We start from the raw sequence: 17,215 nt of genomic DNA, 5'->3' as shown, positions 1-17,215 counted from the left end.
TCAGTGTTCCTCCAGTTTTTCCAGTATCTTCAAGGCCGCTTCAAGGGCTGTTCGCTCATCGTGTAATGCCTGGAATGCCGCGGGCGACAAAGGCCACGACATTTGGCTGGCACGGGCGCTCCGCGCCTGCTCCAGCATCGTGAACATTCGAACCCGGGTTTGCGGGTCACGTGTTTCCTGCAATAGCTCATCCATCATCGGAAGGGCGCTCCTTCAATTTGACCAAGTAGTTCCGCCCACCCTTGCGCAGGGTGATCGCCTGCGCGTCGATCGCCAGTACGCGGACACCGGAAGGCATCAGCGCACCCACGGGATAACGGCGGTTGTCGGTGAGCGTCACATAGGGCACACGCCCCAGTGATACCGCTCGAACCGGGAGGTCGAGTCTGCCGGGCTGCGGTGCCCTGGCTTCATCGATCAGCTTCAACAGCGGCCGCTCGCCGAACGCCTGGCGAAACTGTCGCTGCAAGTTCCGGTAATCCTGATGCTGCTGATCGTCTAGCGCCCCACGCAGCACCAAGGCGTCAGCGCGCTCTTCCAAGGTCAGGGCGTCCTCCAGCTGCCATTCGCGCAGCAACTGGGCGAGTCGCGTCCGCGCCTGATTAGCAGGCAGCGAGGCTGGCTCGACTGGGGGATCCAGCGCTGGTCGCGTGGCTTGCGCCTCCGCCTCGGGAATCAACAGCCGGCTGAGCAAGACCAGCAGCAGGAGCAAGCCGGCGCCCGGCACCATGAACCAGCCGCCCCGCGTTCCGCGTCGAGCTGCCGGCTCGAGCAATTGCTCGGCGAACACATCGCCCTGCGCACAGAATGCCCAGCACAACGGACCACAGCGCTGCACGGCACGTGCTTGCAGCCCGGTATCAGCCCCTACCGCCACGCCTGCCTGGGTCGGTGATTCGCTCGCGGCCCATTCCAATAGGCGCACGCCGTCCGGTCCGACCATCAACACCAGGTGAACAGCGGCGATCCCCGCGTCCATCAGCACTAGATCGGCCTGGGCCGGGTCGGCACCGATAACGACCCGGCCAGCCTCGAGGGACACCTCGGCCCCCTTACTCAGCCCGCTGTAGACCCGTAGTTTCCACGTCATTTCATGAACGCTCATCGTAGACCGGGCCTGTCTTCAAGCCGTTGACGACCTTTACCAGCCCCGAATCGATCAGTTTCGGCTCGATCAAGAACAACCGGACCGATCGACGCGTGCTACTGGACTGGTAGCGAAACAAGGCACCCAGGAAAGGGATGTCGCCCAGCAACGGGACCTTGCGCAGGCTTTCACTCGACTCGTCGCGATGGATGCCACCAATCATCAAGCTCTGGCCCAGGTCGACCCGGGCCAATGTGTCGATGACCGTGCGACTGATGGTGGGAATGCCGTCCGGCCCTGTGCTGTTGGGCTTCTGGCTGCCGTCCTCGATATGCAGGCTCAGGCTGATTTCCGGCCGATCGGCACTGCGGATCAGGCGCGGGGTCATCTTCAACAGGGTGCCGTAGGTGATCGCCTTGAGCTCGGCGACGCGCTCGCCCAGCACCCGGACATAATAGGTTTCACTATGATCTATCACCGCCAGGGTGTTCTCCTGGGTCAGCAAGGTCGGACGCGACACCACCTGGGCCCGCCCCTCGCCCTGCATCAGGGTCACCTTGGCCAGCAACCGGTCCACCCCACGACTGTCGACCAGGCTGCCGGCCAGCGCACCCTGCGCCTGACCTGCGTTTGTGCGGATGTCGATCAACTGATGCTTGCCGGTACCGATGCCGACCTGCCACTCCACCCCCAGTTCCGCCAGGTGTTCGGCATTGATGTCGAGAATCGTCAGCCCCACCTCGATGCGCGCCGCCGGCCTGTCCAGTGCCGCCACCAGGCGCCGGTACATGGGCATGCGTTCGGCATGGTCACGCACGATGATGGCGTTGAGCGACGGTTCGGCCTGAACCACGGCTCGACCGGGGCGTACCGGCGCTTGCGCCCCCATGGCCTGGCCCTCGACCGCGCCGACATCGGCGTCCGCCAGTATCCGGGAGAGGAGCGTGGCCACCCCGGGTACCGCCACCTTCTGGTCGCGATAGTCGATTTGACGATCCTCGGCCACCGCATGCTTGAGGGCGATCACCTCGACGTTCAGGCTGCCACCGCGCTCATCCTGCAACACAGCCTGCTGCTCCAGCGCCTTGGCGGTGAGCTCGACCCGGTCGAGGTAACGCGGTGGACCCGATGCATACACCAGCCGCCCATTTGCCGCGGCACGCCAGGCGAAGCGCGACGTCCAGCCGCCACCTTCCTGCAGGGCGACGCGCAGTTGCGGCTCGCGCACCTTGTCCAGGTGAATGAGCCGGGTCTGTACTTCGCTGGACTTGTCGACATGGAGCACCGCGCCGTCGTAGTACCAGGCCAGGTTGAAGAGCACGGCGACCTGGTCGAGAAACGCCGCGGGGTCCGGCTGCTCGAAGGTGGCGCTCACCTGATCCCTGACCTTGTCGCTGACCACCACTGCTCCGTGGTAGTTGGCGGCGAAGTTGGCCAGCACGTCACGCAGGCTTTCGCCCTGGGCGACATAATGGAACGGCTCCTGGGGCCAATCCAGTTGCTCGCCTTGGGCGGCAACGCTGGCCAGTAGGGCCGCCAGCCCGGCAGCGAACAATCTCAAGGCATCCATACACTGGCTCCCCGACAGATCACAGGCACGGGATCGCAATGCCGATGGCACAACAGATCGAGCAGCTCGACCTGAGCACCCAATACGTGATCCACGATGTCGACATCGCCCGAAGACAGGTCGACCCAGGCTTCGAGCAGCAGTTCTCCGGCAGGTGTCAGCGCCAGGCGCTGCGGACAATGCGCCGCCCACGCCGTAACCATGCCCATTGATCGGCGCAAGGCTCGTGGGTCGAGGCTGGCGCCTTGCCCCGCCTGCGACGACAGTGGGCTACGGATCACCAGCTGTGTACCGCGTGGCTCGAGCGACAGGGCATGTCCCTCGATGCACAGCTGGTAACCACCGCTGTTATCGGCCTGCCAGGGGGCCATGCCCAGTCGTCGGGCCAGTCGACTCAAAAGTGTGTTCATAGGGCCTCGTCCATGCAACTCAGGGAGCAGAAGGGTTATCAGCCACGGCGGGCGTCGCTGGGGGTACGCCCGAACCGCCGACGGTAGCTCTGGCTGAAATACGACTGACTGGAAAAGCCGCTTTCCATGGCGATGTCGACAATGCTCATACGCGTGTTAAGCAGCAAATGGTGCGCATGGACGATTCTGCGCTCGGTGATCCAGGCCCGTGGCGAGGTGTTGTAGAAGGTACTGAACAAACTCTTGAACGCTGTCAGCCCCAGACCGAAGGCCTGGGCATACTGCTCCAGACGCCAGTCGCGCAGGTAGTGCTGCTCCATGAAGCCGTGCAGGCGATCGACATGCCGATTGCCCTGCTGTCGCAATGCCGCCAACAACGTCTGCCCTTGCGACCCGAAGACGAGCAGCAGCAACAGCTCTTCCAGACGCAGCATCGCAAGCATCGACGAGGCCCCTTCGCCTCCTAGTGCCGCCAGACGGGTCACGCATTCTTGCGCCATCGCGCAGGGCTGAATCCGCAGAGTGTTCACACCCGTATCATCGTGGCGCTCGAGATGAGCAAGGTCATTGCCGTGACGCTGGAGAAACGCTCGCACGAAATTGACGTCCAGTGGCAACCACAGCACTTGGCATGCCTGCGATTGGGTCGCCACCAAATAGGTTCCTCGCTTGACGAACAGCAGCTCGCCTGCCCGTAGGTGAATGATGTCGTCCATGTCACGCAGCACCAGCTCACCCGCCACGAGCGCGTAGAAGCCCTCCTGCCCTTGGGACGTGAATCCCGCCCCGACAACATCCAACTGCCGACCTTGCACACGCCAGCCCTCAACTGGAGAAATCCTTATCATGCGAGGCCTTACTTCCCGTAGGGCCCTTTACGCACCGATCAAACAACGGAACGTGCAAGCTCTGAATGACCTTACAGTCCTTGTCTCATCGATGCAGACAGGGCCCCAGACTACGGCGACATCCCACGAATGAACGCAGGGATTGTCCTCGCAGGCAGGAAGGCAATTCGCCATCGCTTGTAGGAAATAAATAGAGCCTGTAAGGCAATGTGAAGTACGCGCATGGCGAACGGCAGGGCGCCCAGAATCTAAAAAATGGCGACGACATCCGGTATCCGGCCAGGCATGCACTCACTACCTTGACTGGCCCTTTGATCGAGAGCTCGCCATGTCAGGCACAAACTATGACTATGCATTGACCCAACTGTACGCAGCCCTGAAGCTGGAACCACCCTTGGCCTTCGAGCCGGTGATCAGCCTGCGGGCAGGCCCCTATGTGTGCAATGTGACCGAGCATCCAGCGGATCAGTTGCTGATGTTCATCGAGCTGTCGGCCATCGACGACGTGCGCTGGGGCGAACAGAACCTGTTCTGCCAGGACACCTGCAAGCCTGTGCTCGGCGTCGACCCGCTCACGGGCCTGCAGGTCATATGGAATCGCCAGTCCCTGCTGCAAATGGACCGCGCCCAGGTCTACCACCAACTGGAGCAATTGGTGCAGGCCGCCAACGATCTAGCGGAAGACAAAACAGCCTGAGCACCACTCAGCGACGTCCCCAGACCTGCGCCTCACTCCAACCCAACGCGGCGAAGTCCTCGACCCGCAGCAACGCCTCCTCCTCGCAGAAGAACTCGTCCAACTGCGGTGGCCGGACCGCCGTGTCGCTGAGCATGGCATGCACTTGGCCACGATGGTGGATCTGGTGCTCGAACAGGTGCGACAACAGGCGCACGCGTTGCTCCTGTTGCACCCGGTCCGGTCGCACGATGCTCACATAGCGCCCCAGCTGGTCATCACGCAAATGCCGGCAATAGGCGATCAGACGTTGGTCGGCCTGGGCCTGCTGGGCCTGCAGGTCGGTGCAGGTGGCGAAGGGTTGCTCGGGTTGGAAGAAGCGCTCGCCGTCCGGATCCGGCGTTTGCCCGCGCTGCTCGCACTCCAGCGCATCCAGGTAGAACCAGTCCACCGTCAACAGGTGGTTGAGGGTGGCCTTGATCGACGGGAAGAAACTGCAGCGCGGGGCGACGAACTCGTCCTGGGTCAGTTGCAGGCAAGCCTTGTACAGGCGGTGATTGGCCCAGCCATTGTTGTAGGCCTGGGTCAGCAGATGATGCGACAGCGGCTCCATGGTCGGCTCCTTCAGGCGAAGCGTTGCAGTTGCATCTCCCGTAGCCGGCTCAGGGTCCGTTGGTACGGGAACGCCAGATATCCTTGAGTGTAGAGCGCTTCCAGCGGCACCTCGGCCTCCAGGTACAACAACACCCGACGGTCGTAGCATTCGTCTACCAAGGCAATGAAGCGCCGCACACTGTCATCCTTCGGCGCCAGCGTCGGCAACTGGCGATCCCCGGCCTCGACGCGGGCGGCCCCGTCCTCGGTACCGCGGGCAATGCGCCCGGCCTGCTGGACGCCACCCAGGGCCGGAATGCCGCTGACCAGAATCGCCGGAAAGCGGTCGCACAAGGCCATGAAGTCCATGGCGGCCAGGGGCTGCTCGCACAAGGCGCTGAAATCGCACCAGATGGCCTGCGCGCTGCGGCGCAGCACGCCGATACGACGGGAGCCGAGCTGCAGCGGCTGCTCACTGCCTGGGTCGGCCGGGCTCAACTGGCAAAACACCTCGGCGAGCGCGCTCGGTTGCCCTGCCTCGCTGACCCAGTAGCGTTGCTGTTGCAGGCCGGGATGCAGGCGGTGGTCCTGCTCCCCCGCCACCGCCAGCACGCGCATGTGCCGCTCGATGGCGGCGATGGCCGGCAGGAACCGCTCACGGTTGAAGCCATCGCGGTACAACTGGTCGGGCGGCTGGTTGGAGGTGGCGACGATCACCACACCGTGATCGAACAACACCTGGAACAGACGGCCGAGAATGATCGCATCGCCGATATCGCTGACGAACAGCTCGTCGAAACACAGCACCCGTATCTCGTCGGCCAGCGCCCGAGCCAGGGCCGCGAGCGGGTCGGCGGTGCCATTGAGCTGGAACAGGCGCTGATGCACCCAGGCCATGAAATGGTGGAAATGCTGGCGCCGGGCCGGCAGTTGCAGACTGCGATGGAAGAGGTCCATCAACCAGGTCTTGCCACGCCCGACCGGGCCCCAGAGGTACAGGCCTTGCGTCGGCTGGCCCTGATACAGGGCGTCGAAGCAGGCCTGCAAGGCAGCCACAGCCGCTGCCTGGGCCGGGTCCGGGAAAAAGCCGCGCTCGGCGAGCGCCTTGTGATAGAGGGATTCGGGAGTCATGCCGCGCATGGTACGCCATCGCAGGGCAAGCCCGCTCCCACAACATTGCCCCAGGGCTTACGCCGGGACGATCAGCCCTCTGTCAGCCCCACCTTCAGCAAGGCGCCATCCTTGGCATCGGTCAACACGTACAGATAGCCATCCGGCCCTACCCGCACGTCACGAATCCTGGCTTTCAGGTCACCCAACAGGCGCTCTTCATGCACGACCTTGTCGCCGTCTAGCTTCAGCCGGATCAACTCCTGTGTCGCCAGCGCGCCGATGAACAGATTATGGTCCCAGGCCTTGAACGTGGGACTGTCGTAAAACGCCATGCCGCTGATGCCCGGTGATTTTTCCCACACGTGGTGCGGATCGACCATACCGTCGACGTGCTTGCCCTTGGCCTCGGGGATCGGCAGCAACGAGTAGTTGATGCCATGGGTAGCGATCGGCCAGCCATAGTTCTTGCCCGCCTTGGGGATGTTGATCTCGTCGCCGCCACGCGGGCCGTGCTCATGGGTCCACAGCTTGCCGGTCCAGGGGTTCAGCGCCGCGCCCTGCTGGTTGCGGTGGCCAAACGACCAGATCTCCGGGCGTACGTTGTCGCGGCCGACGAAGGGGTTGTCCTTGGGCACCTCGCCGTCGGGCAGGATGCGCACGATCTTGCCCTGCAGCTTGTCCAGGTCCTGCGACGTGGCACGCTGGTTGTTCTCGCCCAGGGCGATGAACAGGTAGCCGTCCCGGTCGAACACCAGCCGCGAGCCGAAGTGGTTGCCTTCGGATAACTTGGGCTGCTGGCGGAAGATCACCGTGAAGTTCTCCAGGCGCGACTGGTCCTGGGTCAGCTGGCCACGACCGACGGCGGTACCCGCCTTGCCATCGCTACCCTCTTCGGCATAGGACAGGTATACGGTTCGGTCCTTGGCGAACTCCGGCGAGAGCACCACATCGAGCAGGCCACCCTGCCCTTCGGCCCAAACCTTGGGCACGCCGGAGAGCGGCGGCCCGACCTTGCCCTCGGCATTGACGATGCGCAGGTTGCCGGGGCGTTCGGTGACCAGCATATCCTTGCCGCCGGGCAGGAAGGCCAGCGCCCAGGGATTGCGCAGGCCATCGGCGATGGTGCTTACCGTCAGCTCCCCCTCCTCGCTGGAGTAATGCTGCTCGGCGGCGGCCTGCGCCAGCAGGGGGAACAGGCTGGCGGCGGCCAGGGTGGTCAACCAGATACGTGGCGTCATGCTCGCTTCCTTCGCAAGGGCTCACGGCACGCGCGGTGAATCGCGTGGTGGCCGGGTGGGTTCCAGGTTCGGGGTCTGTTGCTCGCGGCGCAGGTTTTCGCCGTTGCCGATACCTCGGTTGTCGAGGGTGGGCGGACGCGGGTTGGGTTGCGTGGACGGGCCGCGTACGGGCGGCATTGCCGGCACGCTGCCCTGGCGGCTGTTGGGGTTGGCGCGCATGATCGGGCTGTTGTAGGGATTGTTGCTGTCGTTCGCGGCAATCAGGGGCGGCGCCAAAGGCGCGGCGTGAAGTGGCAACGCCAGCAACAGGCCGAGGCCCAGGATTGGCAGTGTAGGATTCATGCTTCACCTCCGGTACGAAAAGGCGCGCTCGAAGGTTGGATAGCCTACGGCGCGCTGGGTTCGACGCAATAGGATGAATTTGGGTCCTGATGTTTCAGTATGCGCCCCTGAGGGCTGCCATGCAGCCCAATCGCCGGCAAGCCGGCTCCCACACCGACCGCGCCGCCCTCAAGCCAAGCGCATTCCTGTGGGAGCCGGCTTGACGGCGATTGGCCGCAGCGCGGCCCTGGCATCACCCAGCGCTATCCACTTTGTGCCGCGCCGCATACAGGCACAGCATCTCCATCGCCAGGGTCGCGCCGGCCAGCGCGGTGATATCGGCATGGTCATAAGCCGGCGCCACTTCCACCAGGTCCATGCCCACCAGGTTGATCCCGCGCAACCCGCCGAGGATCTCCAGCGCCTGCACCGTGCTCAGGCCGCCACATACCGGCGTGCCGGTGCCGGGGGCGAAGGCCGGGTCCAGGCAGTCGATATCGAAGGTCAGGTACACCGGCCGCTCGCCCACCCGCTGGCGGATGGCAGCGACGATCGCCTCGGTGCCCTGGCGATGCACCTGGCGGGCGTCGAGAATGGCGAAACCCTGGCTATCGTCGTTGGTGGTGCGCAGGCCGATCTGCACCGAGCGCGCCGGGTCCACCAGCCCTTCACGCGCCGCGTGCCAGAACATCGTGCCATGGTCGATGCGCTGGCCCTCCTCGTCCGGCCAGGTGTCGCTGTGCGCGTCGAAGTGAACCAGCGCCAGGGGACCATGACGACGAGCATGGGCCTTGAGCAGCGGATAGCTGATGAAATGGTCGCCGCCCAGGGTGAGCATGGCGCAGCCGGCCTCGAGGATGTGCTCGGCATGCGCCTCGATGCTCTGCGGCACCGACTGCGGCGTACCGCTATCGAAGGCGCAGTCACCATAGTCGATCACCGCCAGGTGGTCGAACGGGTCGAACGTCCAGGGCCAGTGCCGGGCCCAGGCCTGTTGCACCGAGGCGGCGCGGATCGCCCGCGGGCCGAAGCGCGCGCCGGGGCGATTGCTGGTGGCGGTGTCGAACGGCACGCCGCTGACCACCACGTCGACACCGCGTAGGTCGCGGCTGTATCGGCGCCGGGAAAAGCTGGTGATGCCCGCATAGGTGCTCTCGGCGGCAGTGCCATAGAGGCTGTCACGGGTGATGGCCTGGTCGTTGTCCTGGGCGAGGTCCACGGTCTGTCTCCTGTCGTTGTCGTTCACTGGCGGCTGCGGAAGGCGGTCCACAGGCGGTTGCGCTGGCGCAGGTCGGCCAACGCCATGCTGCGGTCGGCGAACAGGCGCTGGCGCACCTCGGCCGACGGGTAGATGTCCGGATCGTTGCGGATCGCCGCGTCCACCAGCGGCGTGGCGGCCTGGTTGGCGTTGGCGAAGAACAACGTGTTGGTCAGTGCCGCCACCGACTCGGGGCGCAGCATGAAGGCGATGAAAGCGCGGGCCGCCTCGGGATGCGGTGCATCCTTGGGGATCACCAAGTTGTCCTGCCACACCAGCGTGCCCTCGCGGGGGATGCGGTAGATCAGCTCGAAGGGCTTGCCCGCGCGGCGCGCCTGGTCGGCGGCCATCGCGGCATCGCCGTTGTAGGTGAGCGCCAGACACACGCTGCCGTTGGCCAGGTCGTTGATCTGGCGACCGTTGGCCACATAGCTGATCGATGGCTGCAGTTGCTGCAACAGCGCCTGTGCCGCGTCCAGGTCGGCCTTGTCCTGGCTGTACGGATCCTTGCCCAGGTAGTTGAGGGTCACGCCGATCACTTCCTGGGGCGAATCCGGCATGGCGATGCCGCAGTCCTTCAGGCGGCTGGCGTACTCAGGCTTGAACAGCAGGTCGAGGCTGTCCAGGGGCACATCGCCCAGGCGCTGGCGCACGGCCTCGACGTTCACGCCCAGCCCCAGCGTGCCCCAGGTGTAAGGCACGGCATGGCGGTTGCCGGGGTCGGCCTCGGCCAGCTTGGCCAACAGGTCCGGGTCGAGGTTGGCATAGCCGGGCATCGCCTGCGCCTCCAGCGGCTGCAAGGCGCCGGCCTTGAGGGCTCGGGCCAGCACCGTGGCCGACGGCACCACCACGTCGTAGCCGCTGCCACCGGTGAGCAGCTTGGTCTCCAACACCTCGGTGGTGTCGAAGGTGTCGTAGCGGACCTTGTAACCGGTCTCCTTCTCGAAACGCGCAAGTGTCTGGGGAGCGACATAGTCGGCCCAGCTGTACAGGTTGACGACCTTCTCTTCGGCCTGCAGCGGCAGGGCGATCAGCAGTGAAAGCAGGCACAACGTCGAACGCATGGCGGGCACCTCGGCATAGGGGTGGATGCCGCCAGCATGCCTGCTGGGTTACATTGCTAAAATGGCAACTTTGCGAAGCTGACATTCACCAGGAGCAATGTGATGCTCGGACAATTGCACGACCCGGACCTGCACCTGCTGCGGCTGTTCGTCACTGTAGTCGAGGCCGGCGGCTTCAGCGCCGCCCAGGGTGTGCTCGGGCTCAGCCAACCCAGCATCAGCCAGCAGATGGCGAAACTGGAGACCCGCCTGGGTTATCGCCTGTGCAGCCGGGGCAAGGGCGGCTTCCGGCTGACCGAGAAAGGCGAGTTGCTGCTGCAGGCGACCCGCGGCCTGCTGCTGCAGATCGAGCAGTTCCGCCAGCAGGCCAACGGTGTTGCCGGGCGTTTGCTGGGCAGCGTGCGCATCGGCCTGGCCGAGAACCAGGACCGTGACGTCAGCCTGCGCCTGGCCCAGGCCATCGCGCGGTTTCGCCAGCGTAACGAGAGCGTGCGCCTGGAGCTGACCAGCGCGCCACCGGCCGAACTCGAACGGTTGCTACTGGAGCAGCGCCTGGATTGCGCCATCAGCTACTTCTCCGGTAACCAAGCGGCGTTCGACTACCTGCCGCTGTTCGAGGAGCGCCAGAGGCTTTACTGCGGCAAGGGTCACGCTTTGTTCAGCCAGGCACAGGTCACCCGCGAGCAGTTGCTCGAGGCCGATCAGGTGAGCCACCCTTACCGTTTTCTCAAACAGGGCGCGCCCTTCCAGAGCCGCCACAGCATGGCGGTGGCAGAGCAGATCGACAGTGCGCTGACATTCATCCTGTCAGGACGACATATCGGCTTTCTGCCGTGTCACTGCGCCGCGCCCTGGGAAGCCCAAGGCCTGTTGCGGGCGCTGGATACTTCGCTGGATTTCGTGGTGCCGTTCACCCTGGCCAGGCATCGCGGGCAAACACCCGGCGAGGCGCAGCAAGCCTTCATGGATGACCTGCGCATGACATTCGGCTCGCGTTAGGCCCGCAACGTCGGCAGGCCCCGCTTTCATCGCCGCCACGCATTTGCGACACTGCCGACTTGCCCGTGCACAAGGCCAGATCCCCATGTATGCCCGCATCTGCCTGATCCTGCTGCTGACCCTTGGCCTGAACGCCTGCGCCCTGTTCCAGGGCCGCGATCCGCTGAACATCAGCGTGATCGGCATCGATCCGTTGCCTGGCCAGGATCTGGAACTGCGCATGGCGGTGAAGATCCGCGTGCAGAACCCCAACGAAACTCCGGTGGACTTCAACGGCATCGCCCTCAACCTGGAAGTCAACGACCAGCCGCTGGCGGCCGGGGTAAGCGATCAGCGCGGGCATATCGGTCGCTACGACGAGGCGGTGCTGGTGGTGCCGGTGAGCGTCACCGCCTTCGCCTTCCTGCGCCAGGCCTATGGCCTGAGCCGGGTGGATTCGCTGCAGGGCCTGCCCTATGTATTGCGCGGCAAGCTGGCGGGAGGGCCGCTGGGCACCGTGCGCTTCACCGACAAAGGCAAACTTGACTTGCCGGCGACCGCTGGCGCCGGCTGGTAGGTAGCTGTACAGGCAGAGTAGGCAGATCACTCGCCAGCACTGGGTCAACCGACGAAACGCACCCCAGGCCGCGGACGCTCGTCCACGCTGAGTTCGAACACGTCCGGTCGGGCATAGTGGCCGACCACGTCGAAGTCATAGCGCGCACGCACCAGCTCGTCGGTATCGACCTCGGCGCAGAGCAGGCCACGCTCGCCCACCAGCGGCCCGGCCAGCACCTCGCCGAGAGGGCCGACGATCACGCTGCCGCCGTTGATCAATGGCCGTTCGGCCGGCCAGTTGGCCAGCTCCAGGCCCAGTGCGGCGGGCGAGTCCTGCACCTGGCAGGCGCTGATGACGAAACAACGCCCCTCGGCGGCGATATGGCGCATGCTCACTTGCCACAGCTCGCGCTCGTCCACGGTCGGCGCGCACCACAGTTGCACACCCTTGGCGTACATCGCGGTGCGCAGCAGCGGCATGTAGTTCTCCCAACACACCGCCGCACCGATGCGCCCGGCACGGCTTTCGATTACCGGCAGCGTGGAACCATCGCCCTTGCCCCAGATCAGCCGCTCGGTGCCAGTGGGCATCAGCTTGCGGTGCTTGGCCACCAGGCCGGCGGCCGGTTCGAAGAACAGCACCGTGCAGTACAAGGTATTGCCGCTGCGCTCGATCACGCCGATCACCAGGCTCGCCCCGCTGCGTGCCGACAGGCCGGCCAAAGTCTCGGTCTCGGGCCCCGGTACATCGATGGCGTTGGCGAAATAGCGGGCGAAGGCTTCACGCCCCTCGGGCATACGGTAGCCGAGCTGGGTGCCGAACCCTTCGCCTTTCGGATAGCCGCCGAGCAAGGCCTCGGGCATCACCACCAGGCTGGCGCCGGCCTCTTGGATGGCCTGTTCGTAGTCGAGGATCTGCGTCAGCGTGGCGGCCTTGCCGCCGGGCAGCGAACCGATCTGCAAGGCGGCAACGGTGGATCTGGGCATCCTGGGAACTCCTGTTCAAAAGAAAGCCGGAAGGCTCGCGCCGCCCTACCGCAATGCGTCACCTGAGTCAGCGGTTGGCGCTGGCGGCGGCCATCATCTTGTTCACCTCGCTGCGCACCAGCTGGTTGAACTCCGGCGGCGACATGCCGTCGAGTTCGGCACGCACCCACTCGGCCCACTTGCCCTTGCGCCGTGGCTTTTCTGCGATCAGGCGCGCCGCCTCGCCCTTGGCCTTGCCCAGGTTGTTCTGCCAGTAGTCGAACAAGCGGGCCTTTTCTGCCTCGATCTGCGCCCGTTCCTGGAAGCTCATGTTGGCCAGATTGAAACTCATGGGGTATTACCTGCCGCTGGAAAATGGGCGCTATCTTACACTGCGTCGACGCGCCACCGGTACGCCGCTGCAACTTTCCCGGCAGCGTGGCATCCATTGTTCAACGCCCAACCCTTCACGAGGATGTGTACATGGCCAGGAAAACCGCTGCGCAAGGCAACAACGACCAGATCAAGGATCAGGTCTTCAGCGAACTGCAGGCATTGATCGAGGAATCCGAGAAGCTGCTCAGCGACAGCGCGTCGCTGGTCGGCGAGGAAGCCGAAGGCATGCGCGCGCAGTTGGGGCTCAAATTGCGCCAGGCGCGCGATGCCACCAGCCGCCTGGGCCAGAAGGCGCAGCCGGTGGTCGAGGCAACCCAGGAGTACATCGGTGGCCACCCCTGGCAGACCGTGGCAATTTCCGCAGGCTTTGGCCTGGTGGTCGGGCTGCTGCTCGGTCGCCGGCAATAGCTCAGGCGGCCTGAGCCTGGGGAATACCGCTGTGGAAGCGCAGTTCCTGGTCGGGCGAGGTGATCAGCCCGACCTCCGCTTCGCGCACCTGCTCCACCACTCGGGCAATGTCCGCTTCGTCGCCGTACTGGTGGGCCAGTTTCAAATAGCCTTGATAGTGCCGCGCCTCGCTCTTGAGCAGGCCGTGGTAGAAAGTGCCGAGTTCCTCGTCCAAGTGCGGCACCAGAGCGGCGAAACGCTCGCAGCTGCGCGCCTCGATAAAGGCCCCCACCACCAGGGTGTCCACCAGTTTCACCGGCTCATGCGCCCGCACCAGCCGCCGCAGCCCCGAGGCATAGCGCCCGGCCGACACCGGCCGTAGCGGCACGCCGCGACGCTTCATCAGGCGCAGCACCTGCTCGTGATGCACCAGCTCCTCGCGGGCCAGGCGCGACATCATGTTGATCAGGTCGAGGTGGGTGTTGTACTTGGCGATCAGGCTCAGCGCCGTGCTGGCGGCCTTGAACTCGCAATTCTTGTGATCGATCAGCAGGGTTTCCTGGTCGGCCAGTGCCGCCTCGATCCAGGCGTCAGGGGTGCGGCAACCCAGGAAGGCATCGATTTCAGGAATCAGGGACATGGTACTCACAATCGCAGGGGACATCGGCGGGACCGGCGATTATACCGGCGGCGCTGGCGAGCGCCAGTGACTATGCTTGATGCAGGTCAACCGGCGGCAGCCGCCGCGCCGTCTATAGTCAGGCATTGGTCGCCATCCGCGAAAGGAGTTCACGCCCATGCAAGCCGTGCGCAGCATCCTCGTCGTCCTCGACCCCGAGCACGCCCATAGCCGGGCCCTGACCCGGGCCAAACTGATCGCCGGGGTGACCGGTGCGCGCCTGCACCTGCTGATGTGCGACAAAAAGCAGGATCATGACGCGCTGCTCAGCTTGCTCAGCAGCCAGTTGCACGACGACGGTTACGACAGTGTCACCCACGAGCAGCATTGGAAGGACAACCTGCACAGGTCGATCATCCATGTGCAACAGGCCGAAGGCTGTGAACTGGTGATCAAGGAGCATCGCCCGGACAATCCCCTGCGCAAGGCATTGCTGACGCCCAGCGACTGGAAACTGCTGCGTGAGTGCCCGTGCGCAGTTCTGATGGTCAAGAGCGAGCGGCCCTGGACTGACGGCAAGATCCTGGCCGCCGTGGATGTCGGCAACCAGGATGAAGCTCATCGCCTGCTGCATGCCAGCATCATCGACCATGGCTATGACATTGCCAGCCTGGCCAAAGGCGAGCTGCACGTGATCAGCGCCCATCCATCGCCGATGCTGTCGGCTTCCGACCCGGTCTATCAGCTCACCGAGACCATCGAGAAACGCTATCGCGATGCGTGCGCGGCGTTCCAGGCGGAGTTCGATATTACCGCTGACAGGCTGCATATCGCCGAAGGGCCAGCCGATGTGCTGATTCCGTATACCGAGAAAAAGCTCGACGCCGTGGTGACCATCATCGGTACCGTGGCCCGCACCGGTATCTCCGGAGCGCTGATCGGCAACACCGCGGAGGTGGTCCTGGACTCGCTGGAGGGCGATGTGCTGGTGCTCAAGAGCGAAGAAGCCACGGCACACCTGGCCGAGTTGGCGCGAGGCTGAACAAACCAGGCATCAGCCCCGCCCCAAACAGGTGCAATGTCTCTAGAATAGGCTGCCTCCCCGTCACAGAAGCAGCACCATGGACATCGATCAGGCCCGCACCTTCCTGGAAATCGTCCGCTGCGGCAGCCTGGTCGCCGCCGCCGAACGCCTGTTCGTCTCGCAGACGGCGATCAGCGCCCGTGTGCAGCGCCTGGAGCAGCAACTGGGCTGTCAGCTGTTCGTGCGCAGCCGCAACGGCGCCAGCCTGACCGCCGATGGCGAGGCGTTCGTCAGCTATGCCAACCAACTGGTGCAGACCTGGGAAGCGGCGCGCCGTGACCTGCCGCTGCCCCAGGGCTGCCAGCAGGTGCTGCATGTGGGCGCCGAGGTGAGCCTGGGCAACCCGATGCTGCTCGATTGGGTCAGCGCCCTGCACCAGGAACTGCCCAGCCATGCCATCCGCAGCGAGGTCAGCGATGGCGAAGCGCTGCTGCGCAAGGTGGAGATGGGCTTGCTCGACGCCGCGCTGGTCTACCAGCCGACCTATGGCCCCGGCCTGCAGGTCGAACAGCTGATGGAAGAGAAGCTGATCCGTGTGCGCCGGGTCGATGCGCCCGATCCGTACATCTACATCGACTGGGGTGAAGCGTTCCGCCGCCAACATGATGCCGCCCTGCCCGACCTGTCGCGCCCGGCCCTGAGTTTCAACCTAGGGCCCCTGGCCCTGCAATTCATTCTCGAGCACGGCGGTAGCGGCTATTTCCGCACCCGCGTGGTCCAGGCCTACCTGCAAAGCGGAGTGTTCGAGCGCGTGCCCCAGGCGCCGGAGTTCACCTACCCGACCTTTCTGGTGCATGCTCGCGAACGCGACAGCGAGGCGTTGCAGCAAGCCTTCAGCGTGTTGCGCCGGCTGGTGGCCGCTGGCGAAAGCGACTGGTCACAGCGCTGGGACCCGGTGATCTGAGCCCTGCGCCGCGGCAGTGAGCAGGTGCCGCTTGAGGCCGGCGATCAGGTCGGTCTGGGTGATCACCCCCACCAGCTTTTCGTCGTCGAGCACCGGCAGGCAGTGCAGCCCCTGCTCACTGAGCAACGGCAACAGGCGTTCCAGCGGATGCTGGCTGCCGACACTGACCACCCGGCGGCTCATCACCTGCTCCAGGCGCACCGCCTTGCGCCGGAACAGGCCGCGCCAGCTGAAACGCCCACGGGCCATGGCCGGGCCGACCAGGTCGCTGAGGCTGACGATCCCCACCAAGCGCCCCTCTTCCAGTACCGGCAGGGTCTTGAGGTGATGACCGGACAACAGCTTCCAGGCCTGCTCGAGGGTGGTGCGCGGCGTTGCCCACTGCACGTCGCGGGACATCACCGAGCTGGCGGTGATGCCGCCCAGGCTGCGGTGCAGGGCGTGCTGCTCGGTGGCCAGGATGATCCGCTCCAGCTCGTCACGGGTGACATCGACGAACTCGCCGATCTCCTCCAGGGCCTGATCCAGGTCCCCGGCGCTGATGCCGACCCGCTCGCCCGGCAGCGGGTCGTGGGTGTGGTGCAAGTCGCGGCGCGGGATCGCGCCCTTGGGGTAGCGCACGCCGGTCAGACGGTTGTAGAGCACGGCCACGCCGACCAGGATCAGCGCATTGAGCATTACCGGCTCGAGCAGGTGGTCACCCAAGGCCACCAGCCCCGGATCGGCCAGCACCGCGCTGGCCGCCACGCCGCCGCCGGGCGGGTGCAAGCAGCGCAGTAGGCACATTGCCAGGATGGCGATGCCCAACGCCGCCGCCGCGACCCACAGCCCATCGCCGAAGGCGTGGCGCATGGCCAGGCCTACGACAGCCGCCAGCGCGTAGCTGCCCAGCACGGGCCAGGGTTGGGCCAACGGACCGGAATGCACGGCGAACACCAGCACCGCCGAGGCTGCGAGCGGGCCCAGCAGATGCAGGGCGATCGATGGCCCATAGGCCAGGCTGCACAGGTAACCGGCGAGAAACAGGCCGAGCAGCGCGCCAAGGCCTGCACGCAACCATTCTCGGGGAGGGATGTTCAGCGGCGCCGGGAGCAAGCGCTGCAAGCGGGATTCGGGACGCGAGGCAGACATCGAGGTGACTTGA

The 17,215-nt window shown here is 65.1% G+C and carries 21 protein-coding genes; 6 read left to right on the top strand and 15 right to left on the bottom strand.

Features of this window, described 5'->3' with window-relative positions; translation table 11 throughout:
* Genes KSS90_RS09550 through KSS90_RS09530 form a run of 5 tightly spaced genes read right to left on the bottom strand, consistent with a single transcriptional unit; the run spans position 1 to position 3,915 of the window.
* Complete coding sequence (locus tag KSS90_RS09550; protein ID WP_217869151.1) at positions 1 to 198, bottom strand: EscE/YscE/SsaE family type III secretion system needle protein co-chaperone; 198 nt, start codon at positions 196 to 198, stop codon at positions 1 to 3.
* On the bottom strand, positions 188 to 1,105 hold the full coding sequence (sctD, locus tag KSS90_RS09545; protein WP_217869150.1) for a type III secretion system inner membrane ring subunit SctD: 918 nt from the start codon (positions 1,103 to 1,105) through the stop codon (positions 188 to 190). The genes KSS90_RS09550 and sctD overlap by 11 nt, the downstream gene beginning before the upstream one ends.
* Positions 1,092 to 2,657 (bottom strand): type III secretion system outer membrane ring subunit SctC, encoded by a 1,566-nt coding sequence (gene sctC, locus KSS90_RS09540; protein WP_217869149.1) that lies wholly within the window; start codon positions 2,655 to 2,657, stop codon positions 1,092 to 1,094. The genes sctD and sctC overlap by 14 nt, the downstream gene beginning before the upstream one ends.
* Positions 2,645 to 3,067 carry a CesT family type III secretion system chaperone gene (locus KSS90_RS09535; protein ID WP_217869148.1) on the bottom strand — a complete coding sequence of 141 codons (423 nt, stop codon included), beginning with the start codon at positions 3,065 to 3,067 and terminating at the stop codon, positions 2,645 to 2,647. The genes sctC and KSS90_RS09535 overlap by 13 nt, the downstream gene beginning before the upstream one ends.
* 38 nt (positions 3,068 to 3,105) lie before the next feature.
* Positions 3,106 to 3,915, bottom strand: coding sequence for a helix-turn-helix transcriptional regulator (locus tag KSS90_RS09530; protein ID WP_437180067.1), 810 nt, complete (start codon positions 3,913 to 3,915; stop codon positions 3,106 to 3,108).
* Positions 3,916 to 4,243: 328 nt separating this feature from the next.
* Between KSS90_RS09530 and KSS90_RS09525 the strand changes: the two genes are divergently transcribed.
* Positions 4,244 to 4,612 carry a CesT family type III secretion system chaperone gene (locus KSS90_RS09525; protein WP_217869146.1) on the top strand — a complete coding sequence of 123 codons (369 nt, stop codon included), beginning with the start codon at positions 4,244 to 4,246 and terminating at the stop codon, positions 4,610 to 4,612.
* 7 nt (positions 4,613 to 4,619) lie between these two features.
* On the opposite strand, the gene KSS90_RS09520 is transcribed toward KSS90_RS09525, so the two are convergent.
* From KSS90_RS09520 to KSS90_RS09495, 6 genes are all read right to left on the bottom strand, one after another.
* On the bottom strand, positions 4,620 to 5,204 hold the full coding sequence (locus tag KSS90_RS09520) for a DinB family protein (RefSeq protein WP_217869145.1): 585 nt from the start codon (positions 5,202 to 5,204) through the stop codon (positions 4,620 to 4,622).
* 11 nt (positions 5,205 to 5,215) lie between these two features.
* Entirely contained in the window at positions 5,216 to 6,316 is a 1,101-nt protein-coding gene (zapE, locus tag KSS90_RS09515) for a cell division protein ZapE (RefSeq protein WP_217869144.1), read from the bottom strand.
* A gap of 71 nt (positions 6,317 to 6,387) precedes the next feature.
* Complete coding sequence (locus KSS90_RS09510) at positions 6,388 to 7,536, bottom strand: PQQ-dependent sugar dehydrogenase (protein ID WP_217869143.1); 1,149 nt, start codon at positions 7,534 to 7,536, stop codon at positions 6,388 to 6,390.
* A gap of 21 nt (positions 7,537 to 7,557) precedes the next feature.
* On the bottom strand, positions 7,558 to 7,878 hold the full coding sequence (locus KSS90_RS09505) for a hypothetical protein (protein WP_217869142.1): 321 nt from the start codon (positions 7,876 to 7,878) through the stop codon (positions 7,558 to 7,560).
* A gap of 232 nt (positions 7,879 to 8,110) precedes the next feature.
* On the bottom strand, positions 8,111 to 9,076 hold the full coding sequence (speB, locus tag KSS90_RS09500) for an agmatinase (protein WP_217869141.1): 966 nt from the start codon (positions 9,074 to 9,076) through the stop codon (positions 8,111 to 8,113).
* Between the two features lie 23 nt (positions 9,077 to 9,099).
* Positions 9,100 to 10,179, bottom strand: a complete 1,080-nt coding sequence (locus KSS90_RS09495; RefSeq protein WP_217869140.1) for an extracellular solute-binding protein — start codon at positions 10,177 to 10,179, stop codon at positions 9,100 to 9,102.
* 102 nt (positions 10,180 to 10,281) lie between these two features.
* On the opposite strand from KSS90_RS09495, the gene KSS90_RS09490 reads away from it, so the two are divergent.
* Both KSS90_RS09490 and KSS90_RS09485 read left to right on the top strand, forming a co-directional pair.
* Positions 10,282 to 11,178, top strand: coding sequence for a LysR family transcriptional regulator (locus KSS90_RS09490; RefSeq protein ID WP_217869139.1), 897 nt, complete (start codon positions 10,282 to 10,284; stop codon positions 11,176 to 11,178).
* 85 nt (positions 11,179 to 11,263) lie between these two features.
* A complete protein-coding gene (locus KSS90_RS09485) occupies positions 11,264 to 11,734 on the top strand; it encodes an LEA/WHy family protein (protein ID WP_217869138.1) in 471 nt (156 codons plus the stop codon).
* Positions 11,735 to 11,778: 44 nt separating this feature from the next.
* Here the strand turns inward: KSS90_RS09485 and KSS90_RS09480 are convergent, their stop codons facing one another.
* Positions 11,779 to 12,702, bottom strand: coding sequence for a carbon-nitrogen hydrolase family protein (locus KSS90_RS09480; protein ID WP_217869137.1), 924 nt, complete (start codon positions 12,700 to 12,702; stop codon positions 11,779 to 11,781).
* A gap of 67 nt (positions 12,703 to 12,769) precedes the next feature.
* Positions 12,770 to 13,033 carry a hypothetical protein gene (locus KSS90_RS09475; RefSeq protein WP_023630897.1) on the bottom strand — a complete coding sequence of 88 codons (264 nt, stop codon included), beginning with the start codon at positions 13,031 to 13,033 and terminating at the stop codon, positions 12,770 to 12,772.
* Between the two features lie 131 nt (positions 13,034 to 13,164).
* Here KSS90_RS09475 and KSS90_RS09470 point away from each other — a divergent pair, with 131 nt between their 5' ends.
* A complete protein-coding gene (locus tag KSS90_RS09470; RefSeq protein ID WP_031315252.1) occupies positions 13,165 to 13,485 on the top strand; it encodes an ElaB/YgaM/YqjD family protein in 321 nt (106 codons plus the stop codon).
* Between the two features lies 1 nt (position 13,486).
* Here the strand turns inward: KSS90_RS09470 and KSS90_RS09465 are convergent, their stop codons facing one another.
* Entirely contained in the window at positions 13,487 to 14,104 is a 618-nt protein-coding gene (locus KSS90_RS09465; RefSeq protein WP_046854995.1) for a MiaE family protein, read from the bottom strand.
* A gap of 157 nt (positions 14,105 to 14,261) precedes the next feature.
* Between KSS90_RS09465 and KSS90_RS09460 the strand changes: the two genes are divergently transcribed.
* On the top strand, positions 14,262 to 15,125 hold the full coding sequence (locus KSS90_RS09460; RefSeq protein ID WP_217869136.1) for a universal stress protein: 864 nt from the start codon (positions 14,262 to 14,264) through the stop codon (positions 15,123 to 15,125).
* Between the two features lie 79 nt (positions 15,126 to 15,204).
* A complete protein-coding gene (locus KSS90_RS09455) occupies positions 15,205 to 16,071 on the top strand; it encodes a LysR family transcriptional regulator (RefSeq protein WP_046854993.1) in 867 nt (288 codons plus the stop codon).
* Here the strand turns inward: KSS90_RS09455 and KSS90_RS09450 are convergent.
* Complete coding sequence (locus tag KSS90_RS09450; protein ID WP_217869135.1) at positions 16,045 to 17,202, bottom strand: HPP family protein; 1,158 nt, start codon at positions 17,200 to 17,202, stop codon at positions 16,045 to 16,047. The genes KSS90_RS09455 and KSS90_RS09450 overlap by 27 nt on opposite strands.
* Positions 17,203 to 17,215: the final 13 nt, after the last annotated feature.

Source organism: Pseudomonas maumuensis (genome assembly GCF_019139675.1).
In the GTDB taxonomy this organism is placed as follows: domain Bacteria; phylum Pseudomonadota; class Gammaproteobacteria; order Pseudomonadales; family Pseudomonadaceae; genus Aquipseudomonas; species Aquipseudomonas maumuensis.
Note: the sequence above shows the minus strand (reverse complement) of the source record. Positions and strands in the feature narration are given on the sequence as shown.